General features: G+C 41.1%; 14 protein-coding genes. All 14 read left to right on the top strand.

The window, feature by feature from the left end; all coding sequences use genetic code 11:
• Positions 1–50 precede the first annotated feature (50 nt).
• Positions 51–3,563 carry a SusC/RagA family TonB-linked outer membrane protein gene (locus ACK8P8_RS21155; protein WP_410026302.1) on the top strand — a complete coding sequence of 1,171 codons (3,513 nt, stop codon included), beginning with the start codon at positions 51–53 and terminating at the stop codon, positions 3,561–3,563.
• Entirely contained in the window at positions 3,563–5,086 is a 1,524-nt protein-coding gene (locus ACK8P8_RS21150; RefSeq protein WP_369861098.1) for a RagB/SusD family nutrient uptake outer membrane protein, read from the top strand. Before ACK8P8_RS21155 ends, ACK8P8_RS21150 begins: the two co-directional genes overlap by 1 nt.
• A 28-nt stretch (positions 5,087–5,114) precedes the next feature.
• On the top strand, positions 5,115–6,023 hold the full coding sequence (locus tag ACK8P8_RS21145; protein WP_369861099.1) for a hypothetical protein: 909 nt from the start codon (positions 5,115–5,117) through the stop codon (positions 6,021–6,023).
• 47 nt (positions 6,024–6,070) lie between these two features.
• The gene (locus ACK8P8_RS21140; RefSeq protein ID WP_369861100.1) at positions 6,071–7,084 is read left to right on the top strand and encodes a peroxiredoxin family protein; all 1,014 of its coding nucleotides are present in this window, start codon (positions 6,071–6,073) and stop codon (positions 7,082–7,084) included.
• A gap of 131 nt (positions 7,085–7,215) precedes the next feature.
• The gene (locus ACK8P8_RS21135; protein ID WP_369861101.1) at positions 7,216–8,916 is read left to right on the top strand and encodes a S8 family serine peptidase; all 1,701 of its coding nucleotides are present in this window, start codon (positions 7,216–7,218) and stop codon (positions 8,914–8,916) included.
• A gap of 6 nt (positions 8,917–8,922) precedes the next feature.
• Positions 8,923–10,065: a hypothetical protein gene (locus ACK8P8_RS21130; RefSeq protein WP_410026301.1), complete on the top strand. Its 1,143-nt coding sequence runs from the start codon at positions 8,923–8,925 to the stop codon at positions 10,063–10,065.
• 35 nt (positions 10,066–10,100) lie between these two features.
• On the top strand, positions 10,101–11,252 hold the full coding sequence (locus ACK8P8_RS21125) for a pepsin/retropepsin-like aspartic protease family protein (RefSeq protein ID WP_410026308.1): 1,152 nt from the start codon (positions 10,101–10,103) through the stop codon (positions 11,250–11,252).
• Positions 11,253–11,281: 29 nt separating this feature from the next.
• Positions 11,282–12,559: a thioredoxin domain-containing protein gene (locus ACK8P8_RS21120; RefSeq protein WP_410026300.1), complete on the top strand. Its 1,278-nt coding sequence runs from the start codon at positions 11,282–11,284 to the stop codon at positions 12,557–12,559.
• 16 nt (positions 12,560–12,575) lie between these two features.
• Positions 12,576–13,685: a TlpA family protein disulfide reductase gene (locus ACK8P8_RS21115; protein ID WP_410026299.1), complete on the top strand. Its 1,110-nt coding sequence runs from the start codon at positions 12,576–12,578 to the stop codon at positions 13,683–13,685.
• Between the two features lie 3 nt (positions 13,686–13,688).
• Positions 13,689–14,504 (top strand): hypothetical protein, encoded by an 816-nt coding sequence (locus ACK8P8_RS21110; protein ID WP_410026298.1) that lies wholly within the window; start codon positions 13,689–13,691, stop codon positions 14,502–14,504.
• 28 nt (positions 14,505–14,532) lie between these two features.
• Complete coding sequence (locus ACK8P8_RS21105; protein ID WP_410026297.1) at positions 14,533–15,621, top strand: redoxin domain-containing protein; 1,089 nt, start codon at positions 14,533–14,535, stop codon at positions 15,619–15,621.
• A gap of 6 nt (positions 15,622–15,627) precedes the next feature.
• Positions 15,628–16,719 (top strand): redoxin family protein, encoded by a 1,092-nt coding sequence (locus ACK8P8_RS21100; RefSeq protein WP_410026296.1) that lies wholly within the window; start codon positions 15,628–15,630, stop codon positions 16,717–16,719.
• A gap of 236 nt (positions 16,720–16,955) precedes the next feature.
• Positions 16,956–17,534, top strand: a complete 579-nt coding sequence (locus ACK8P8_RS21095; RefSeq protein WP_410026295.1) for an RNA polymerase sigma factor — start codon at positions 16,956–16,958, stop codon at positions 17,532–17,534.
• A gap of 93 nt (positions 17,535–17,627) precedes the next feature.
• Entirely contained in the window at positions 17,628–18,815 is a 1,188-nt protein-coding gene (locus tag ACK8P8_RS21090; RefSeq protein WP_410026294.1) for a FecR family protein, read from the top strand.
• Positions 18,816–18,840: the final 25 nt, after the last annotated feature.

The following is an 18,840-nucleotide window of genomic DNA, read 5'->3' as shown; positions in this document are numbered from 1 at the left end:
ACTTGTTGCCAATAATATGGCAATACAGGAAAACTAAATTCTTTTTGTGTATGAGAATCTTGATGATTTTATTGCTGATCGGGTCTTTGCACCTCTCGGCAAACAGCTTTTCGCAGACAAGGGTGTCTTTAAACATGAAAGACGCTACGGTGCAGGAGGTCTTTTCCAACTTGGAGAAGATGACGGATTACACGTTCCTGTACAAGTTGGATTTGGTAGGCAAGTGTGGAAAAGTGAACGTGGAAGCCACGAATAAAGATTTTAGCCTGTTGTTGGAGGATTTATTAAAACCGCTCGGGTTGTCTTTCAAGATTGATGACAAGGTGGTTGTAATCACTGTAGCGCAGGCTAAAGATGAAAAGAAAATGATCACGATTAAGGGGCGTGCGTTTATGGCAGACAGTACAGGTGTTGCCGGGGCGACTGTCATACTGAAAGGTACTACTACCGGAGTGATCACGAATATGGCGGGAGAGTTTACCATAACTATCCCGGAGATGGATTCTCCTGTGCTGATTTTTTCCTTTTTAGGGATGAAAACGCAGGAAGTGAAGTATACCGGTCAGAAGATGATGATGGTATTGATGGAGGAGGACTCGAAGGCAATGGATGAGGTGATTGTTACCGGGTATCAGCGGATCCGTAAATCTGATATGGTGGGCTCTACAAATACAGTGAAGAGAGAAGATTTGTTTTATAACGGAACAAATTCTATAGAACAAATGTTACAAGGGAAATTACCGGGAATGTTGGTTATGAACACGAGTGGTTTGGTCGGGAAACGGCAGAAAGTACGCGTGCGGGGAACTTCCACGTTGTTAGGAAATCAAGAACCTGTGTGGGTTGTAGATGGGATTATCCAAGAGGATCCATTGCCTTTCTCTTCTCGTGATTTTGATGCCTTAGGAGGAGGGTTTGATATGATAAAAGATTTTGTCGGGAATGCAATTTCTTGGTTAAATCCTAATGATATTGAAGATATTACAGTGTTGAAAGATGCTTCGGCAACGGTGATGTATGGTGTGAAAGCAGCTAACGGGGTAATATTGATTCAAACTAAACGGGGTAAAGCCGGGAGTATGTCTGTTAACTATAGTGGGAATTTTTCAATTACCCCTCGTTTGACTTATAAGAAAATGAATTTAATGAACTCTAAAGAAAGGATAGAGGTGTCCAGAGAGGCTTATCAAAGAGGATTGGTTGGTGATCGGGATTTGGAAAATATAGGGTATGAAGGTGTGTTGAAACGTTATTTGGCAAAAGAGATTTCTTATGATGCATTCAATGATGAGGTGAAACGATTGGAAGCGACGAATACGGATTGGTTTGATATATTGTTTCGTAATAGTGTGAGTATGAATCATAGTTTGAGTTTATCTGGAGGAACGGATAAAATTAGTTACTACGGTTCTATTAGCGTTACTGATAATAAAGGTACTTCTATTGGAAATGAGTCAACGACATACGGGGCTTCTGTTGGTTTAAATGCGAAATTTGGAGAGAAAGTCAATGTAAGTTTGAAAGTAAATGGTTCAACAGAAGAAACGAAAGGATATTATCAAGTAGATCCTTATGGGTATGCATCAAAAACAAGTAGAGCTATACCTTGTTTCGACGAAAATGGAGAAAAGTTTTTTTATCGACAAGATGATGGTTATTTGTATAATATTTTGCACGAAATTTCTATGACGGGGAATAAGAATACTCAACGTAGCATGGGAGTTTCTGCTAGTTTTCGTTGGGATATCTTGAAAGGATTACAATTTGAAAGTACTTTTGGATTAAGCACGTCTAATGTAGTCGGAGAATCGTTTGCGGATGAGCAAAGTTATTATATCTCCAAAAAGCGAGGATATGAATTTGGTACAATGCGTCCTGCGGATGAGCTATATCAAAGGTCAAAATTACCTCATGGTGGAGAATTGAATACCACGGAAGATCGAAACTTTAATTATACATGGAGGAATGTATTGTCATATAATTATGTCCTTGCTGAAAAACATCGTTTTAGTTTAATGGTGGGGCAGGAGTGTCGTAGTAATAAATATGATGGAGTTGCTTCTACTGTCTATGGATATTTTCCGGGACGAGGAAAATCTGTATCATTGCCCCCGACAATTATTAAGGATAATACAGGAAAAGATGTACGGAATGATTTACTAGATAAATATAGTACCGTTGTAACAGATCGTAAGTCAAATTATGTGGGATATTTTGGGAGTTTTACTTATGGATTTAATGAAAGATATGTGTTAACGGCTAGTATACGTTCAGATGCTTCTAACCGATTTGGGCAGGATACTCGTAATCGCTTTCTGCCGGTATGGTCGCTTGGAGGACGTTGGAATGTACATTATGAACCATGGATGCAGAATCAAAATGTAATTAGTGATTTGAATTTTAGAATTAGTTACGGTTGGCAAGGAAATGTGGCAGAAAATTATGGTCCGGATTTGATTGCTCGAATGGGGGGAGGAAATGAAACGATAGATCAAAATCGGACGGGCGAGTATATGATGTTTATAAAATCTTTACCATACGGAAATTTACGTTGGGAAAAAACGAAGACAATAAATTTGGGTACAGATTTTGGATTATTCCAGAACAAGGTTACTTGGACTATCGAGTATTACTACAAAAAAACAGAGGATATGATTGTAGAAAAAGAAGTTCCTTATGCTTATGGAGTAGTTTCAATGCCTATAAATGGGGGAAATATGGTAAATCGAGGATTGGAGATATCAGCCGGTTTTACACCTATTCGTACAGATAATTTTGCATGGAATGTATCTATAAATACATCTAAGAATTTCAATAAAGTTAAATCTTCTATGAATGAAAATGCCGGGTGGGAAGCGGCTGCTAGCGGAACTTTAAACAAGGAGGGATATGCTGTATCTTCTTTTTGGGCATTTGAATTTAAAGGTTTAAATCCGGAAACCGGTTCCGCGGAATTTGATATTCCTTCTTTGGAAGAAAATCCGGATGGATTATTGGATGCGACGACTTTTATGAAATACATGGGAACAATGGAACCCGATTTTTCCGGAGGGATCTCTATGTCTTTCCGATATAAGAGTTTGTCATTGTCTACTTCGTTTAATGTACAACTTGGTGGGAAAAAATTCTTGTATCATGTATTTGATGATACAGCCATACAGTCAATCGCAAGCGCTTATAGTAATTTACCAAAAGAGATGGTAAAAAGATGGAGAAAGCCCGGGGATGAGAAGTTTACAAATATTCCGTCATTACCTTCAAAAGATGCTTCGTATTACAAGCTTCCTAATAACTCTTCGGGGTATACACCGCGAATGTATAATTATTCTGATGCACGTGTGGTAAATGCTTCATTTTTACGTTGCAATGGGTTGGCATTGAATTATACACTTCCTGAAAAATGGGTGAAGAAAATGTATTTGAAGAATTTGTCCTTTAGTGCATCTTTAAGTAATCCTTTTATGATTGTTAGTAAAGAATTCAAGGGAATGGATCCGGAGGTTGCAACTGGTTCGCAACCCATATCTCGTACAGTTTCGTTAGGTATTAATATTAGTTTATAATGATAGACAATATGAAAAGTTTTTTTTATTATTTGATGATTAGTATTCTTGGAATAGGAATGATTGGATGTGGTGATTTCTTGGAAGAAACTAGTCAAGATGAAGTTCGTCCTAGTACTGTAGATGATTTGGAACAATTGTTACTAGGAGAAGGGTATTTGCGAAATGATGTATTGTTTCCTTATTTGGAGTTGTTGACAGATAATGTTCAAAGTAATTATAGCAGTGATGAAAGCATGACGACTTCATTACAACAAGGAGCTTTTGTGTTTACTTGGAGTTATGATATGTTTGATCGGTTAGAAGAAGCTGGTGTACGAAATGTAAATACTTGGGAGTTTTTGTACTCGAAAATAAAGGGTTGCAATGTTGTGTTAGATATGTTAGATAAAGTTACGGGGACTGAAGAAAGTAAATTGAACCAAAAAGGACAGGCCTTGGCTCTGAGGGCATATTATTATTTTCTGTTGGTAAATACTTATGCAGAACCTTATAATAAAGATGGAATAGATCTAAATTCAGCCTTGGGAGTACCTTTAATATTGAGTTCTGCCGTAAAAGACGAATTTCCTGCAAGAGAAAGTCTTGCAAAGGTGTACGGACAGATTGAAGAAGATTTGTTAGAAGCTGTAGGCTTATTAGATAAATATGGGCGAAATAATGTAAAGTATAAAGTAACTCCATTATTCGCTTATAATTTGTTATCTCGATTGTATCTTTATAAAGAGGAATGGACAAAAGCTGCAGATTATGCTTCTGTTGTGATTGAAAGAAATCCACAGTTACTTCAGTTTTTATCAGATCATGTTCGTTTTGAGCCCTTCATATTAGGAGGAGGAACTTATGCTGTAGATAAGGCTAATGGAGGTGTATACAATTATAGTAGTCCGGAATTAATATGGGGATACGGGGATACTAGAACTGATGAACAATTTTTTCCAGAACCATTTATGTCAATAGATCCGAATCCTATTTTTACGACGTCTAATAAACTTTTAACATTATATAATGAAGATGACTTAAGACCTTATTTATTTGGTAAAACATATGCGGTGAGTCTTATACCCATGGTTACTAAATTATTTTTGCGTGGGGAAAAGGCTGATCCTAATAGTTCTTCGAATTCTTTCCGAGGAATGCGTGTTGCAGAATCTTATTTGAATCGTGCAGAGGCAAATATAAGGTTATTTATGGAAAATGGAAATGAAGAATTGCGAGCTAGTGCTTTGAAAGATTTGAATTATTTAAGGGAGCATAGGTATCGACAACCTTATGAAGAAGTTACAGATGTAGAAAATTTGTTGGAATTCTGTTTGGAGGAACGTCGTAAAGAGTTAGTATTTGAGGATCATCGTTGGTTTGATTTAAGACGTTGTGGGATGCCGGAAATAGTTCATGAACTTACTCTTACTCAGGGACAGCCGAGAGAATATCGATTGGAAAAAGGAAGTAATAGTTATGTATTACCAATTCCTAGGAAAGTTTTGGAGAAGAATCCTGCTTTAATACAAAATCCACGATAGTAATGTTGAACGAATAAATTGGGAAGTTATGAAAAATATGTTATGGTTATTTTTAGGATGTTGCTTGTTGGCAAGTTGTTGGGATGAAGGGGAATTGACGCCTACGCCAGAACCTGAATTGATTTATGGTAAATATACATTACCTCAAGGAGATCATGATTATGATGATGATATTGTTGAATTTTATAAACAATATACTTCTTTGATATTGTATAAATTTACAGCTAAAGATTTCGGTTGGTCGCCTGCATGGAATGCCGCATATGATGTGTCAAAAGATACGGCACAAGATATAGAATCAAATGTTTCTAAATATTATGCGCCTGCTGCAGATGAACAATATGTAGGAGAACAATTACAGTTATTGTATAATAAATTATTTGATTATTTATCAGATGAATTAATGCATTTATTACCGCAAAAGATATTGTTATGTTCTACGATAGAACAGGTACCAGTGGGTTTGGGATATGATCCGACACCAGAAGAGCGTACTTTTTTGAATGTGTATTCCGGTTATTATCATATTGCAATTAGTTGGGGAAGCGCTAAAATTCTTGCAATGACGGCAGAAGAACGGAATCAATTTAAAGTTGACTTATGTACTACTTATTTTGAAGTTATTTCAAGCGCTTTGGAAAGACCTCAAGATTTTTTTCTGATATCCACTTATACGAACGATATGGCTGAAGGTGATATTTATGCAGAGGGTATATTAGATTATAATAACCGGAATAGTGTGGATAAAGATTGGTTTGACTATATAAAGTTAGCTATAGAAAACTCAATAGAGGACTTAGAGGCAGAAGGAGGAGTATTGAATCCAGCAGTAGATGTGAATAATAAGATTCGTGAAAAATACACGATTATGACGAATTTCTTTAAGGATAGATATAAGTTTGATATCCAGGCTATAGGAAATGATGTTGAGCGTTAAAAATTAAATGAGAGTGTGTTAAGCCACACTCTCGTAAATAGGATGATATGAAAATCACATATAGTAGTATCGGGGTATTATTGCTGTTGTTTGTAAATATTTATGCGTTATCGGCACAAAGTAAATTGGAGATATCCGGAAAGGTTCGGGTGTTGAAACCAGTGGAAATGAGGTTGGAGAATATCGAAGGAAAAGTATTGCAAAAGACTACGATAGAAAATAATGTTCCATTTTCTCTACCAGCTTGCGAGATCGTGCCGGATGTTTACCTGATTTGTTTCGGGGAAACAAGTCAGCCGATTTATTTGACGAATACCGAGGTGACGATAAAAGGATTTTACGATTGTCAGAACGTGGGGAATAGTTCGTTGGATTTCACGGGGATTGACAAGTATTATGAATTGTTGAAGTGGTTGCCGAGGGAGAAGTTCGCGCAAGATAAGACGATAGATATGGGTGTGAAGGGGAAGTTGGAGGGGAATATGTATAGTGCCTTGGCGTATATTGCGGATATGTCAACTTATGAGCCGAATAAGTTGTTGTTGGACTGTATGGCGGGGAGAGTGTTGGAAACGGCTTCCGGGAAGTGGTTGAAGCATCGGGCGGATAGTTTGTATCATTATTCGATAGGTGCCCCGGCGTACGATTTCACATTTCAGGATGCTAACGGGAAAAAGGTGAGGTTGAGTGATTTTTGCGGAAAGTTTGTTCTCGTGGATTTTTGGGCTTCATGGTGCGGACCGTGTCGTGGGGAGATGAAGAAATTGGTACCGATATACAACGAGTTGAAGGGGGATGATTTGGAATTTATCAGTATATCGTTGGACTCGAAAGAGAAGAATTGGAGAAAGGCATTGGAAGAGGAGAAATTGCCTTGGGTGACGTTGTGGGATGAAGAAGGTTTTGTTATAGGTAACAAGCCGAACACGATTCAACGGGCGTATGGTTTTTATAGTATTCCGTTCATTGTTTTGATTGACAAGGAAGGACGTTTGCTGGCAAAGGATTTGAGGGGAGAGCGGGTGAAAGAGGAGATTCTGAAGGCCAGAAGGGGGTGGTAATTTTAGATTTGTGATTTACGATTTTAAATTTTAGATTTTAGATTTACGATTAGAGGTTTTGATTTTGGATTAACGATTGGTGAGAACGAGTCGTATTGATATTGTATTGTAAAAAAGTAAAACTGTAAGAGATGAAAAAGTATTTTCTGTTATTAATGGCAAGTGCATGTATCAGTGTTGCTGATGCACAGTTGGTGAAACAGAATGATCAGGGTGAAAAGAAGCAGGCTGATCTGGATTGGTATAATTGTTCGTTTGAAAAGGACGGGGTGTACGGTGCGGAAATAAACAAGGCGTACGATTTTTTGAAAGGGAAAAAGATTAAAAAAAGACCGGTGGTTGCTTTGATTGGGACGGGAATGGATGTGGAACATGAAGATTTGAAGCAGGCGATTTGGTTTAACCCGAAAGAAAAGGCTAATGGAAAGGATAACGATAAAAACGGTCTGGTAGGGGATATCAATGGTTGGAATTTCTTGGGCGGTAAAGACGGTCAAGTGATGGAGAGTACGATGCGGGAAGGTGACCGGGAGTTTTTACGGTTGAAAGATAAGTATGCTGATTATATATTCGACGGGAAGGATTATTACAAGATTATTAATGAGAAGATGACGAAGGTGGCTGCCCCGGAAAATATAGAAGAATATAATTATTTCCGTAATAAGGTGTTACCGGAATCTCCGATGGCAGGTAGTTATGCCGGGTGGCAATTGACTTATTTGATAAGGGATTATGCTGCTAAGTTTGACCGGATGATGAAAGAGCGTTTTCCGGGAAAAGAGTTGACCCAAGAAGAATTCGGGATTTGTTATGACCCGAAAGCACCTCGCGATTCTTTGTCTGAAGTGGCGTTTATGATGTGTGCTAATGCTTTTAGTGTTTATCAGTCAGATAAATGGGAAGATGTTTATAAAGGGATAAAAAGTGGTGCCCAGATTGAATTGTCTGGAAAAGAATACAGGGAGAAAGTTGAACGTTTCGGGTCGGATGGGCGTGCTGAGATCATAGGAGATAATTATCTGGATATAAATGATAATAAATACGGGAATAATGTATTGTTGACGACAGATGCTGCGCTCGGTACTATGGTTGCCGGTATTGTTGCTGGGAAGAGAGATAATGGTTTGGGGGGAAACGGTATTATGGATGAGGCTGAGATTATGGCGTTGCGAGTTATGGCAGAGGGAGAACCTTATTTGAAAGATATCGCGTTGGCCATTCGTTATGCCGTGGACCACAACGCTGATGTTATCATGTTGCCGGTTCAGAACACGCTTTACCCTGAGGAACAGAAAAAATGGGTTTGTGATGCTTTGGAATACGCGGAGAGTAAAGGTGTTTTCGTTGTTTCTCAAGTGTGGGATGCGGCGCAGGATTTGGCAGAGGAAACTTATTTCCCGAATCGTTGGATGACGGGTAAAAAGGAATTGACGAATTTGATGATAGTTGCTTCTTCTGATAAAGCGGGGAATCCGTCCATGAATTCGAATTATGGAGCCAAAGAGGTGGATTTGTTTGCCCCGGGTAGAGATATTTATTCTACCTACACGGGAGATACTTATCAAACTGGAAACGCTATCGGGTTTGCTGCCGCAACCACGGTGGGGGTCGCTGCTTTGATGAAAGCGTATTACCCGGAGTTGACCGGAACGCAGATTCGAAATATCTTGTTAGAGTCCGTAACATCCAGAAAAGACGCAGAGGTTGAAAAGGCTATTGTCGTGAATGGGCAACATACACAAGATTTATTCTTGTTTGGAGATTTGTGCCTTTCCGGTGGGATTATTAATGCTTATCAGGCAGTAGTGGCTGCTGATAAGGTGTCTAAATAATGAGTTATGAGAATAGGAATTAAGATTATTCTCGGATTGTTGTTGTGTTTGATTGTTGTGCCGCTTTCGGCACAACAAGTCAAAAGCGTGATACCGTACCGGATGGTGGGGGGAAAGATGATTGTGGATATGAGTGTGAATGGCAAGGTGCGTTCGTTTATATTCGATACGGGGGGACAGATGGCTTTGACCGGGGAGCTTTGTGAAGAGTTGAATATTCCGGTGGTGGATTCGGTGAAGGTGACGGATGTAAACGGAAAAGAGGTGGGACTTCCCCGGGTGCTAGTGTCTAGCCTGTTGACCCCGGATGAGCGAATTAATTTCTCCGGAGTTCCGGCAATGAAGTTATCAACACCTTCTCCTTTCGAATGCTTCCATGCGGACGGATTGATTGGGAGTGATTTGCTTAAGAATCTGATTGTCGAGATTGATGGTAAAACTAAAACGATAACGGTAACTTCTGCCGAGAAAGCATCGACCGTTTCTTTGCGTAAAATGCTTCCGTTTTCGGGGAAAGGATATATGCCGATTATCACGTTGCAAGCCGGGGCGGGAAATAGTTTGGTTGCCTTATTTGACACGGGGTGTCCTAGTTTTTTGTCCTTGAAGGACACGGACTACGAGGAGCTGAGTGCTAAAAGTGCTTTTGAGGTGAAGAGTAAAGGAGTCGGGGGAGGCTCTATAGGTGTCGGGGGGATGACAGAGTCAAAGGTTGCGTATCGAGTGGAGTTGCCGCTTTTGTCGGTGGGAGCGACTAAATTCAAGAATGTGACGGCGGAGACTTCAACGCCGCCTTACACGTTGTTGGGGGTGAAGTTGTTGGAATACGGTAAGGTAACGATTGATTATTCTCGTAAACGCTGGTATTTTGAGCCTTACGAGCAAGAGTTTGACATGGCAAGTAAGCATTATAACGTGAATTTGCAAGTGAAGGATGGAGATTTAGTGGTTGCCACGGTATGGACGGCTATGGAAGGAGTGGTAGAACCCGGTGATAAAGTGCTAAAGATAAATGGCAAACCCACGGGGAAATATGATTTTTGCGAGAGTATTATCATGGGAATACCGGAATTGAAAGCGAAGAAAAAGACGAAATTGACAATTCTCACGAAGGAGGGGGAGAAGGTGATAGTGTATCAAAAAGAATGAGGGGATTTGCTATTTATGATTTACGATTTATGATTATGAGGAAATTGGCGATAATAGTCGGGATGTGTCTGTTGGGGATGACTACATGGGCACAATCGACGAAACGGGTGTGTGACACGATACATTACGAGTTCGTGCAGAATAAGATCATTATTCCGGTGACGGTGAACGGGGTGGCAGTGAAATATATCGTGGACACGGGAGGGCAGACCGGAACGGATTGGGAGAACGTGCAGAAGATGGAAGGTGTTGCCACGGGAGCCTCGAATCCTATTTCCGATTTGAACGGGATGAAACAATTGTATCAGGTGGCGGAAGTGAAAGATGTGCAGTTGAGCCCGAATTATAAGTTGTCAAAGATGAAAACCATGGTTTTCCCCGTGGGCGGATTGTTTCAGGCGTTGGGGGTAGCCGGAATCCTTGGAGGAGATGCGTTTGCCCAGTCGGTGGTGACGTTTGATGCGAGGGAGCAAATTATGGTGATCAATTACCCGTATCGTCCCGAGCGTTTGAAAATCACGGATGGGGTGGAAATGTATGGAGGGACGACTCACCACTCTATCGTGAAAATGGAGTTGGGGGGAGTAGAAAAAGAAGTGTTGTTTGACACGGGTGCGGATGGCTTCTTGTTGTTGAATGCTGCTGTTTTTAAAGAGATTGAGGAGAATGGAAATGGGGAAAGAGTGGCACGAGGTTGCGGAATTAATGGAATAGGATTGGAAGGATTGTGCGACCCGGTGGAGATAGAGAAAGTCAACGTGAAAGAAATGATTGTTTTAGGGAAGAAATTCACGAATGTCGGGAGCGTGATTTCAGAACGTAACTCTACCCTTGTTGGGGTTGATTTGTTGAAATACGGGAAAGTGGTGATTGATTATATGCGGAATCGCTTGTATTTTTTCCCTTTCGATTCAGGAGCTTCGGATATGGGCGGTGCGCCTAAAACATGGAACGTGGGTATTTTGCCCGCTAACGAGCGTTTCGAGATTACCACGATATGGGATAGCATGAAAGATGTGGTGACTTTGGGTGAGCAAGTGATCGATATTAACGGTACGGATATCACGGGATTCCCGATGAGTCAGCCGGTGATTGATGACTTGATGAATGCTATCGTGGAGGATACTGCTTATATTATTGTGTTGCGGGACGGAAAGAAGGAAAAGATAGAGATTAGAAGGGAGTGATTTTATTTATGATTTTGGATTTACGATTTATGATTATGAGAAAGTTAATGATGATATTGGGGTTGAGTTTGTTGAGTATGACGATATGGGCTCAATCGAAGAATACGTCCGTGGAGGTAAAGGATTACCGGGAGGTGGACGGAAAGATTATTTTGGAAATGGTGGTGAACGGGGTGATGGCTGATTTCGTTCTGGATTTGGCGGGGCATAATGCAATATTGCCGGAATACGTGGAAAAGTTGAATATCGATGCGAACGTGAAGGGAGATTTCCGTTACGATACATTTCAATACAAACGGGTTCCGGTGGAGAAATCGGTAAATATAGAAGCTATTTCCTTTGGGAATAGCGTGTTCGGTAACGGGGTTGCGGCATTTGTGTTGAAAGATGAACCATATTTGCGAAAATTGGGTGTCGCTGGTATTGTCGGGGGAACGTTGTTTCGGAATGTCGTGTTGACGATAGATTCGAGAAGAAAGAAAATCACGATGAGTAATCCTTATCGTCCTGCTTATATGAAATTGGACCATCGTTCTAATATTGAAGTGGTCACGGCTTCCGGGATAGTTTGTCCCGTGGAATTGGATGGGGTATCTTACTCTTTGTTGCTGGATACGTGGAATGATGGAATGATTGTTTTAAACTCGGCTGATTTTGCCGGATTCAACGGGAAAGGCGGGAATGAAATGAAGAAAAGTGTCGGGTATGCCGGTACTGACGTGGTAGCCTCGAGTAAGATTGCCGGGAAGTGTCGTTTCGTGAAAAGCGATTTCACGGATGTGGCTGTTGTCGAGAACGAGTCTTTGCCTCGGTCGGTATTGGGAAACGGTATCTTGAAGCAAGGGTTGGTTTCAATTGATTACGGGAAACAGAAAGTGTATTTCCAACCGTTTGATTTGGCAGAGGTGAAAGATGAAGTGACGGGAAGCAATGAAGTAAAGGTGGAAGCCGGTAAATTGAACCCGATAACACGGGAGTATTTTTTGGAGCATGTTTACGATTACCGGAAGAGCAAGGAGTTTGTGTTCAAGGGGGATAAACCTGTCGTGATTGATTTCTGGGCAACTTGGTGCGGACCGTGTATGCGCTTGATTCCGGAGTTGGAAAAAATGGCGGAAAAGTATAAAGACCAAGTGATATTCCTGAAGGTGAATGCCGATAAAGAGAAGGAGTTGTGCGGTATGTTTAATGTTGTGGCGTTGCCTACTTTGTTCTTTATTCCCGTCGGGGGAAAACCGATTATAGACGTAGGGGCGACTCCGGAAAAGTACGTGGAGATTATCGAGAACCAGTTGTTGAAGAAGTAGAATTAATTGATAGATTATGAAATTAATAGGAATTGTATTCTTGTTGTTTGTGTCTTTGAGCGGGATGGCACAGCAGGCCGAAACGTTGAAAGAATACGTGACGAAGAGATGGGAAGATTTCAAGGTGCCGGAAAAAGAGGCAGCTAAAGCGATTCTGGCTGAACGGGAACAAATAGCAAGATATATAAAAGCGAATGGCGCTTCCATGGAGGCGGTACAAGAGAACGGGGCTCAAGCTATTCGTCGGGTGGCTGATTTGTATGGCGAGGGGAAAGATGCCCGGCTAAAGGCTTCCGTGATTAAAAAAGTATTGAAAGGCGTTGACCTGTCATCCAAGGAATTCGTGAAATGTTCCGGTTTAGAGTTTGTCGTGGAGGATTATTACGGCTTGAAGGCAGTCATGGAAGGAGCCCCGGTAGAAGAGGCTTGGGGAAGCATGTGGTTTAATACCACGGTGGAAACGATAGGGAATGACTATGATTACCAGAGGTATCGTCAGATACTTGAATTGAATAACCCGGAGTTGTCATTGGCTTATTTGTCTTGTTTGAGGTCTGTTTTCAGGTATAACGGGTACACGAAGGGATTGGACGAGCTCCGTCCGTTGTTTGAGAAGAATATGCCGGAAGGGGATTTGAAGGATGAAATCAATAAATTGTACGAGGGGTACGAGCATCTGAAAGAGGGAAATGTTGCTCCGGCATTTACGCTGAAGGACTTTAAAGGGAAAGAACATTCTTTATCGAATTATAAAGGGAAGGTGTTGGTCATTGACGTGTGGGCTACGTGGTGCGGGGGATGTATTGCCAAGTTACCGACATATATGGCTATGAGTCAGAAGTATAAAGAACGGGATGATATTGAATTTATCACGATATCGATAGATGATAAAGGGGCTTTCAATAGTTGGAAGTATGCCTTGCCTCGTTTGAAGTTAATGGGAGTGACTAATTTATTGGCATCCAAGGGAGAGTGTACTTTCCAAAAAGATTATAACATAACAGGTATTCCCCGTTATTTTCTGATTGATAAGGAAGGGAAAATCGTATCGGTTTATGCCCCAACTCCCGGAAAGGCTTTTGAAGCATTGATTGATAAGACATTGGAAAAATACGTAAGAGATTAGTGTATGAAAATAACTGTTTGGTGCGTGCTTTGGTGTATGCTGGCAACCGGGCAACGGGTAAATGCCCAGAGTAAGGTGACGGAACAACAAAAGAGTGAATACGCGAAAGGAAATCAGGACTCGAAGTTTTTAAAGGGGTATATTGATGCCTTGAAGGCTGACGGGCGGACAGACGAGTTGAATGATGCTGTCGACCGTTATCTGATGGTGCTCCCGTTGAATGAACGTTATTCGGGGGAAAACTTGCATTATTTTATAGAGGATATAAATAGTTTGAACGCAAAGTCTTTCACGGGTATTATTGAACATTGGAAAGATATTCCTCTGGCAGCGAATCAGGTGGAAGAGGTCGTGAAGAAGATTAATGACGTGTGTAAGACGACATTTTTTCAGACCTTTTTTCAAGAAGGAGACGCCAAGGGAATGCCGACCGTGGATTGTTCCTCGTTGCTGGCAGCTTTGAAAGGGTCGAAAATTCCGGTGCCGGAAACCCGTCGCCGATTGATAGAGATGTGGCAGAATTGGCGGGAGAAAAAGGTTGATGGTATGATTCATGCTTTTGAACAATTTGTTATCGCATATGCGAACGAGGATAAGGAGGGGGCTTTGCAACTTGACCTGATGTTGGACGGTGTCGTTTTAGGGAATATATTGAATTATATATTGGAAGAATGTAATTTTGAGCAATGTTCGAAGATGTTTGAAGTTATGGAGCATGCCATCGAGAAAAACGGGCGTACCGGACTCTGGGATCTGATTGGAAAGTCAAGAGATAATTTTGAGGGGAAGAAGATGATGTTGGAATTGGGTGAGGAATGATTACGAGGATATATTAAATGAACAAGATATGAGATTATTCATTGCTTTTTTAGTGATTTGTTGTGTCGGATGTACACGATCATCACGTTACGCTTTTACCCTGAAAGGAGATCTGGACGGGATGAAATACGGGAAGGCTTTTTTGATAGCCCCCGGGGATAGTGCAAAGATTCTGTATACGGCAGAGATTGACGGCGGGAAGTTTGAAATCAAGGGTGAGTTGGACGAACCGGGGTCGTATATATTGAAGGTGAATCGCAGGCAGTTCTATTTTTTCATGGATGGAAAGAATATGGAAGTGACAGGTGATTATTCAAAGTTGGGAAATCGTAGCGTGAAAGGTTCTCCTGCCAATGATTTAAACGAGGAATACGATAAGATTGCTCAAGAACAATTCTATACCGTGAGAAACGCACTGATAAACGAGTACAAGGAGGCTTTGGACGCGGGGCAACAAAAGTTGGCGGATGCGAAGATGACGGAAGCGTTGAAAGCGGAAGAGATTCAATACCGTTTGACGAAAGAGTTTGTAGAGAAATACCCGGACAATATGTTTTCCGCTTATATTGCGGATAATGTAAAAGGGGAGAGTCACGAGAAGGGAAAGGCGTTGTACGACTTGCTCTCGGAAAGGAATAAATCGTCCTATTACGGGCGTTTGTTGAAGAAACACACGGATGAATTGGCGGTTTCGGCTTTGGGGGTTCCTTGTCCTAACTTCATGGCAACGGATGAGTCCGGGAATAAGGTATCTTTGGATTCCCAGAAAGGAAATATTCTGATATTGGATTTTTGGGCATCTTGGTGCGGACCGTGTCGGCAGGAGATGAAAAACCTGCGGGAGCAGTACGCTGAATTTAAAGACCAAGGGGTGCGTATCATGAGTATTTCGTTGGATGATTCCGTGGAGAAATGGAAAAAAGCTTGTGAAGAAGAGCAGATACCGTGGATTAGCGTGAGGGATGACAACGGGTGGTCGAAGTCAGAGATACGGAAATTGTTCGGGATACAGGCCATTCCATTTATCGTGTTGTTGGATAAAGACGGGAATATCGTGGCAAAGAATATCCGTCGGAACAGTTTACGGGAGAAGATTGTCGAATTGTTGCAAAAATAGTAGGTTATGAAGGCAAGAAATATTTTACTGGTTTGTATCATCTTGTGTGGTGCTTTTGGCAGTTATGCCCAACAGCAGAAATCGAAGGACGAGGTTTTGCTTGAAAAGATATACGCTATTTATAATCGTATCCCTAGGGGATTGGGTAAAGATGAACTTGTCCGGAAGGTGAATGATGCGGAAAGGGAGGTGCGGCAGGCTATGGATTCTCTTTCCGGCAAGGATGCCAAGCAGAAGGCGGAGTTGCTTTGTTATAACGGGATATTGTGGAGTCTGGGTGCGCAAGCTGTTGAGATGAAAGATAAGGCGTTACAAAATGAAGTCGCGGAACGAGTGAAAGGGCTGGATTTGGATTCTCCGGTATTGGAGGTGTTGACAGACGTGGAGAGAACCAATTTGTTGAACGGGTATTTCCGTGTTTTTATGCCGGAATTGTCTGAATTGGCACGTGCTACTTATATTTTGTATAATATCAAGAGTGAAGAGGTACGCAATCCATACGTGTTGTCCGCTTTGGTTTCCGAGTTGAAGCGACACGGCTACACGGATGAGGTGAAAGGTCTGATGGAGGATATAGAAATTTGTTCCAAGACCGAGTCAACCCGTCAGACGGCGTTGGAATTGAAGGAGAGGTATTATCCCGTGCGCGTGGGGGCTATGGCTCCGGATTTCGAAATGGAAGACGAGAACGGGAAGATGGTAAAACTTTCGGATTTCAAGGGAAAAGCTGTGTTTATTGATGTCTGGGCGACTTGGTGCGGGGGATGCGTGGCAGGATTGCCCGCGTTTATAGAACTCAAAAAGCAATATAAGAATCGGGATGATATTGTATTTCTGACTATTTCCGACGACGGGGTGGAAGCAAAAGCCCGTTGGAAGAACTTTCTGCAAGAGAAAAAGTATTCCGGGATTATGCCGCATCTGATTATTAATAAAGAAAAGGATAATTTCACGGGGGATTATTGTATCACGGGTATTCCCCGGTATATCCTGATTGATAAAAGTGGAAAAATTGTGAATGCATGGCATGTCGGGGCGAATCACGAGTATTTCCCGTTCTTTTTCTCCATGGAACTGGAGGGGATGAATAGGGAATAAAGGGTATTTTTCGGGTAATTTTGGTGTAATTCTAAAGTAATCCTGTTTCAGCTTCTTTATCGTATAAGTGTATTATATATGGTTTATAATTGGAACGAGGTTGTATTATTTTAGAATTCCTTTGAGATTACCCGAAAAATATCTTGTATTGAAAAAAGATGAATGATATGTGAATTTTGTTTGTTTTCTGATTTTTAATACATATTTTTGTTTTTACTTTATAGGTCATTTGTATTATGGAGAAGGCAAACAATAATAATGGCTCATTGTTAGAACGTCTACAACGGGGAGATGAGCAGGCTTTTCAAGTATTATTTGAAGAGTTTTATGCTTCCTTATGTTTGTTTGCAACTCATTACTTGGGAGATCGGGAGGAGGCGGCTGATGTTGTACAAGAAGCATTCGTGAAGTATTGGTATCGGCATGCTGATTTCGATGATTTTCGAAGAATTAAGTCTTTTCTGTACGTGGTGGTGCGCCATGCTTGTTTTAATTTACTTCGGAACAGAAATTTGCGTTTCCGTCTTTCGGATGAGTTGATTCGGGATTCGGAACAAGACTTCCAAAACCGGGTGATGGAGGAAGAGGTGCATCGTGTTTTTAATCGGGCAATAGATGCTCTACCAATGCAAATGCGGACGGTTATTAATTATTCCTTGGACGGATTGAAAAATGCGGAGATTGCTGAGAAGATGCAAATATCCGAAGGTACCGTGCATGCTTATAAAAAAGAAGCTTACAAGAAGTTGAGAGTCAGTTTAAAAGAGTATTATTATCTATTGCCTATTATTTTATTTCTCTCGAGTGAGTGTTAATAAAAATTAAATATTTAAAGTCCAACACTCCCTAAAATAGGCTTTTTGTGTTCTAGTTGAAAATTACAGAAAAACGTATAACTGGAATACAATATGAATGACGATTTCTTTGATATAGCCGAGTTGGTTAGTAAATATCTGACGGGAGATTTGACTGTCACCGAACAGGTATATTTGGATGAATGGTTGAGTCTTGCAGAAGAGAATCAAGAGTGGTTTCGTTTGGTAACCAGTGACGAATTTGTAGTTCGTAAACGACAGGAATTGAAATCGATAGATGTTCAAGCCGGGTGGAGGGCTCTTTCTCGGAAACGAGCCCGGGAGCGTAAGCGATATTTGTGGATTGATTTCTTGAGATATGCTTGTATTTTTATCCTTGTAGTATCTCCGGTGATTTACTTTTTTATGCAACATACAAGGGAGTGCGTGGATATTAATGCTATGCGGGTGGAAATCCAGCCGGGTACTCCTAAAGCCATGTTGCATATGGCAGACGGTACTATCGTGGATTTAGCTACTCGTTCACGTGATACCTTGAAAGAGTTGGATGGTACGTTGATTGGTTTACACGGGGAGAGTATTGTTTATAAAAATACGGGTATGGCTGAAAATATAGATACGGTTGGCAAGGCAAATTTGTACAATGAGCTTGTCGTACCCCACGGAGGTGAGTTCGTGCTGACTCTTTCGGATGGAACTTTAGTATGCTTGAATGCGGGTTCCAAGTTAAAGTTTCCGGTAAGGTTTAATGGGGATACAAGACATGTTGAATTGGAAGGTGAGGGATATTTTCAGGTAGTCCGGAACGAGAAAATGCCTTTTGTTGTAAGGGCTTCCGGTATGGATGTAGCCGTGTTGGGTACGGAATTTAATATATCTAATTATCCGGAAAATGCAGAGGTCCAAGCAACTTTGATTAAAGGAGCTGTGAAAGTAATTAATTTGAAGGATGAAAATAGTTTTGTGTTGAAGCCGGGTGAACAAGCGGTGCTTGACAAGCAAAACGGAAAGATGACAGTGGCAGAAGTAGATGTTTCTTATGCCATAGCCTGGAAGGAAGGATGTCTTCGATTCCGGGATCGTCCCTTGAAGGAGATCATGGATTTTATTGCCCGTTGGTATGATGTTGACGTGGTGTATGAAGATGAAGAGGTGAAAGACTATCTTTTCGGGTGTAATTTTGATCGGCATGAAACGATTGAACCTTTGCTGGGATTCTTTGAACGTACCGGGACGGTACATTTCAGAATCAAAGGTAGGAAAATTGTAGTAAGTAAATAAGTTGAATTACATAAAAATAGCGAAG

The organism is Butyricimonas muris (assembly GCF_046365375.1).
In the GTDB taxonomy this organism is placed as follows: Bacteria; Bacteroidota; Bacteroidia; order Bacteroidales; family Marinifilaceae; genus Butyricimonas; species Butyricimonas muris.
Note: the sequence above shows the minus strand (reverse complement) of the source record. Positions and strands in the feature narration are given on the sequence as shown.

Bases quoted from the DNA above. Each gene is read 5' to 3' on its own strand.
- ACK8P8_RS21155 (WP_410026302.1), top strand. From the start codon at position 51: ATGAGAATCTTGATGATTTTATTGCTGATCGGGTCTTTGCACCTCTCG.
- ACK8P8_RS21150 (WP_369861098.1), top strand. From the start codon at position 3,563: ATGATAGACAATATGAAAAGTTTTTTTTATTATTTGATGATTAGTATT.
- ACK8P8_RS21145 (WP_369861099.1), top strand. From the start codon at position 5,115: ATGAAAAATATGTTATGGTTATTTTTAGGATGTTGCTTGTTGGCAAGT.
- ACK8P8_RS21140 (WP_369861100.1), top strand. From the start codon at position 6,071: ATGAAAATCACATATAGTAGTATCGGGGTATTATTGCTGTTGTTTGTA.
- ACK8P8_RS21135 (WP_369861101.1), top strand. From the start codon at position 7,216: ATGAAAAAGTATTTTCTGTTATTAATGGCAAGTGCATGTATCAGTGTT.
- ACK8P8_RS21130 (WP_410026301.1), top strand. From the start codon at position 8,923: ATGAGAATAGGAATTAAGATTATTCTCGGATTGTTGTTGTGTTTGATT.
- ACK8P8_RS21125 (WP_410026308.1), top strand. From the start codon at position 10,101: ATGAGGAAATTGGCGATAATAGTCGGGATGTGTCTGTTGGGGATGACT.
- ACK8P8_RS21120 (WP_410026300.1), top strand. From the start codon at position 11,282: ATGATTATGAGAAAGTTAATGATGATATTGGGGTTGAGTTTGTTGAGT.
- ACK8P8_RS21115 (WP_410026299.1), top strand. From the start codon at position 12,576: ATGAAATTAATAGGAATTGTATTCTTGTTGTTTGTGTCTTTGAGCGGG.
- ACK8P8_RS21110 (WP_410026298.1), top strand. From the start codon at position 13,689: ATGAAAATAACTGTTTGGTGCGTGCTTTGGTGTATGCTGGCAACCGGG.
- ACK8P8_RS21105 (WP_410026297.1), top strand. From the start codon at position 14,533: ATGAGATTATTCATTGCTTTTTTAGTGATTTGTTGTGTCGGATGTACA.
- ACK8P8_RS21100 (WP_410026296.1), top strand. From the start codon at position 15,628: ATGAAGGCAAGAAATATTTTACTGGTTTGTATCATCTTGTGTGGTGCT.
- ACK8P8_RS21095 (WP_410026295.1), top strand. From the start codon at position 16,956: ATGGAGAAGGCAAACAATAATAATGGCTCATTGTTAGAACGTCTACAA.
- ACK8P8_RS21090 (WP_410026294.1), top strand. From the start codon at position 17,628: ATGAATGACGATTTCTTTGATATAGCCGAGTTGGTTAGTAAATATCTG.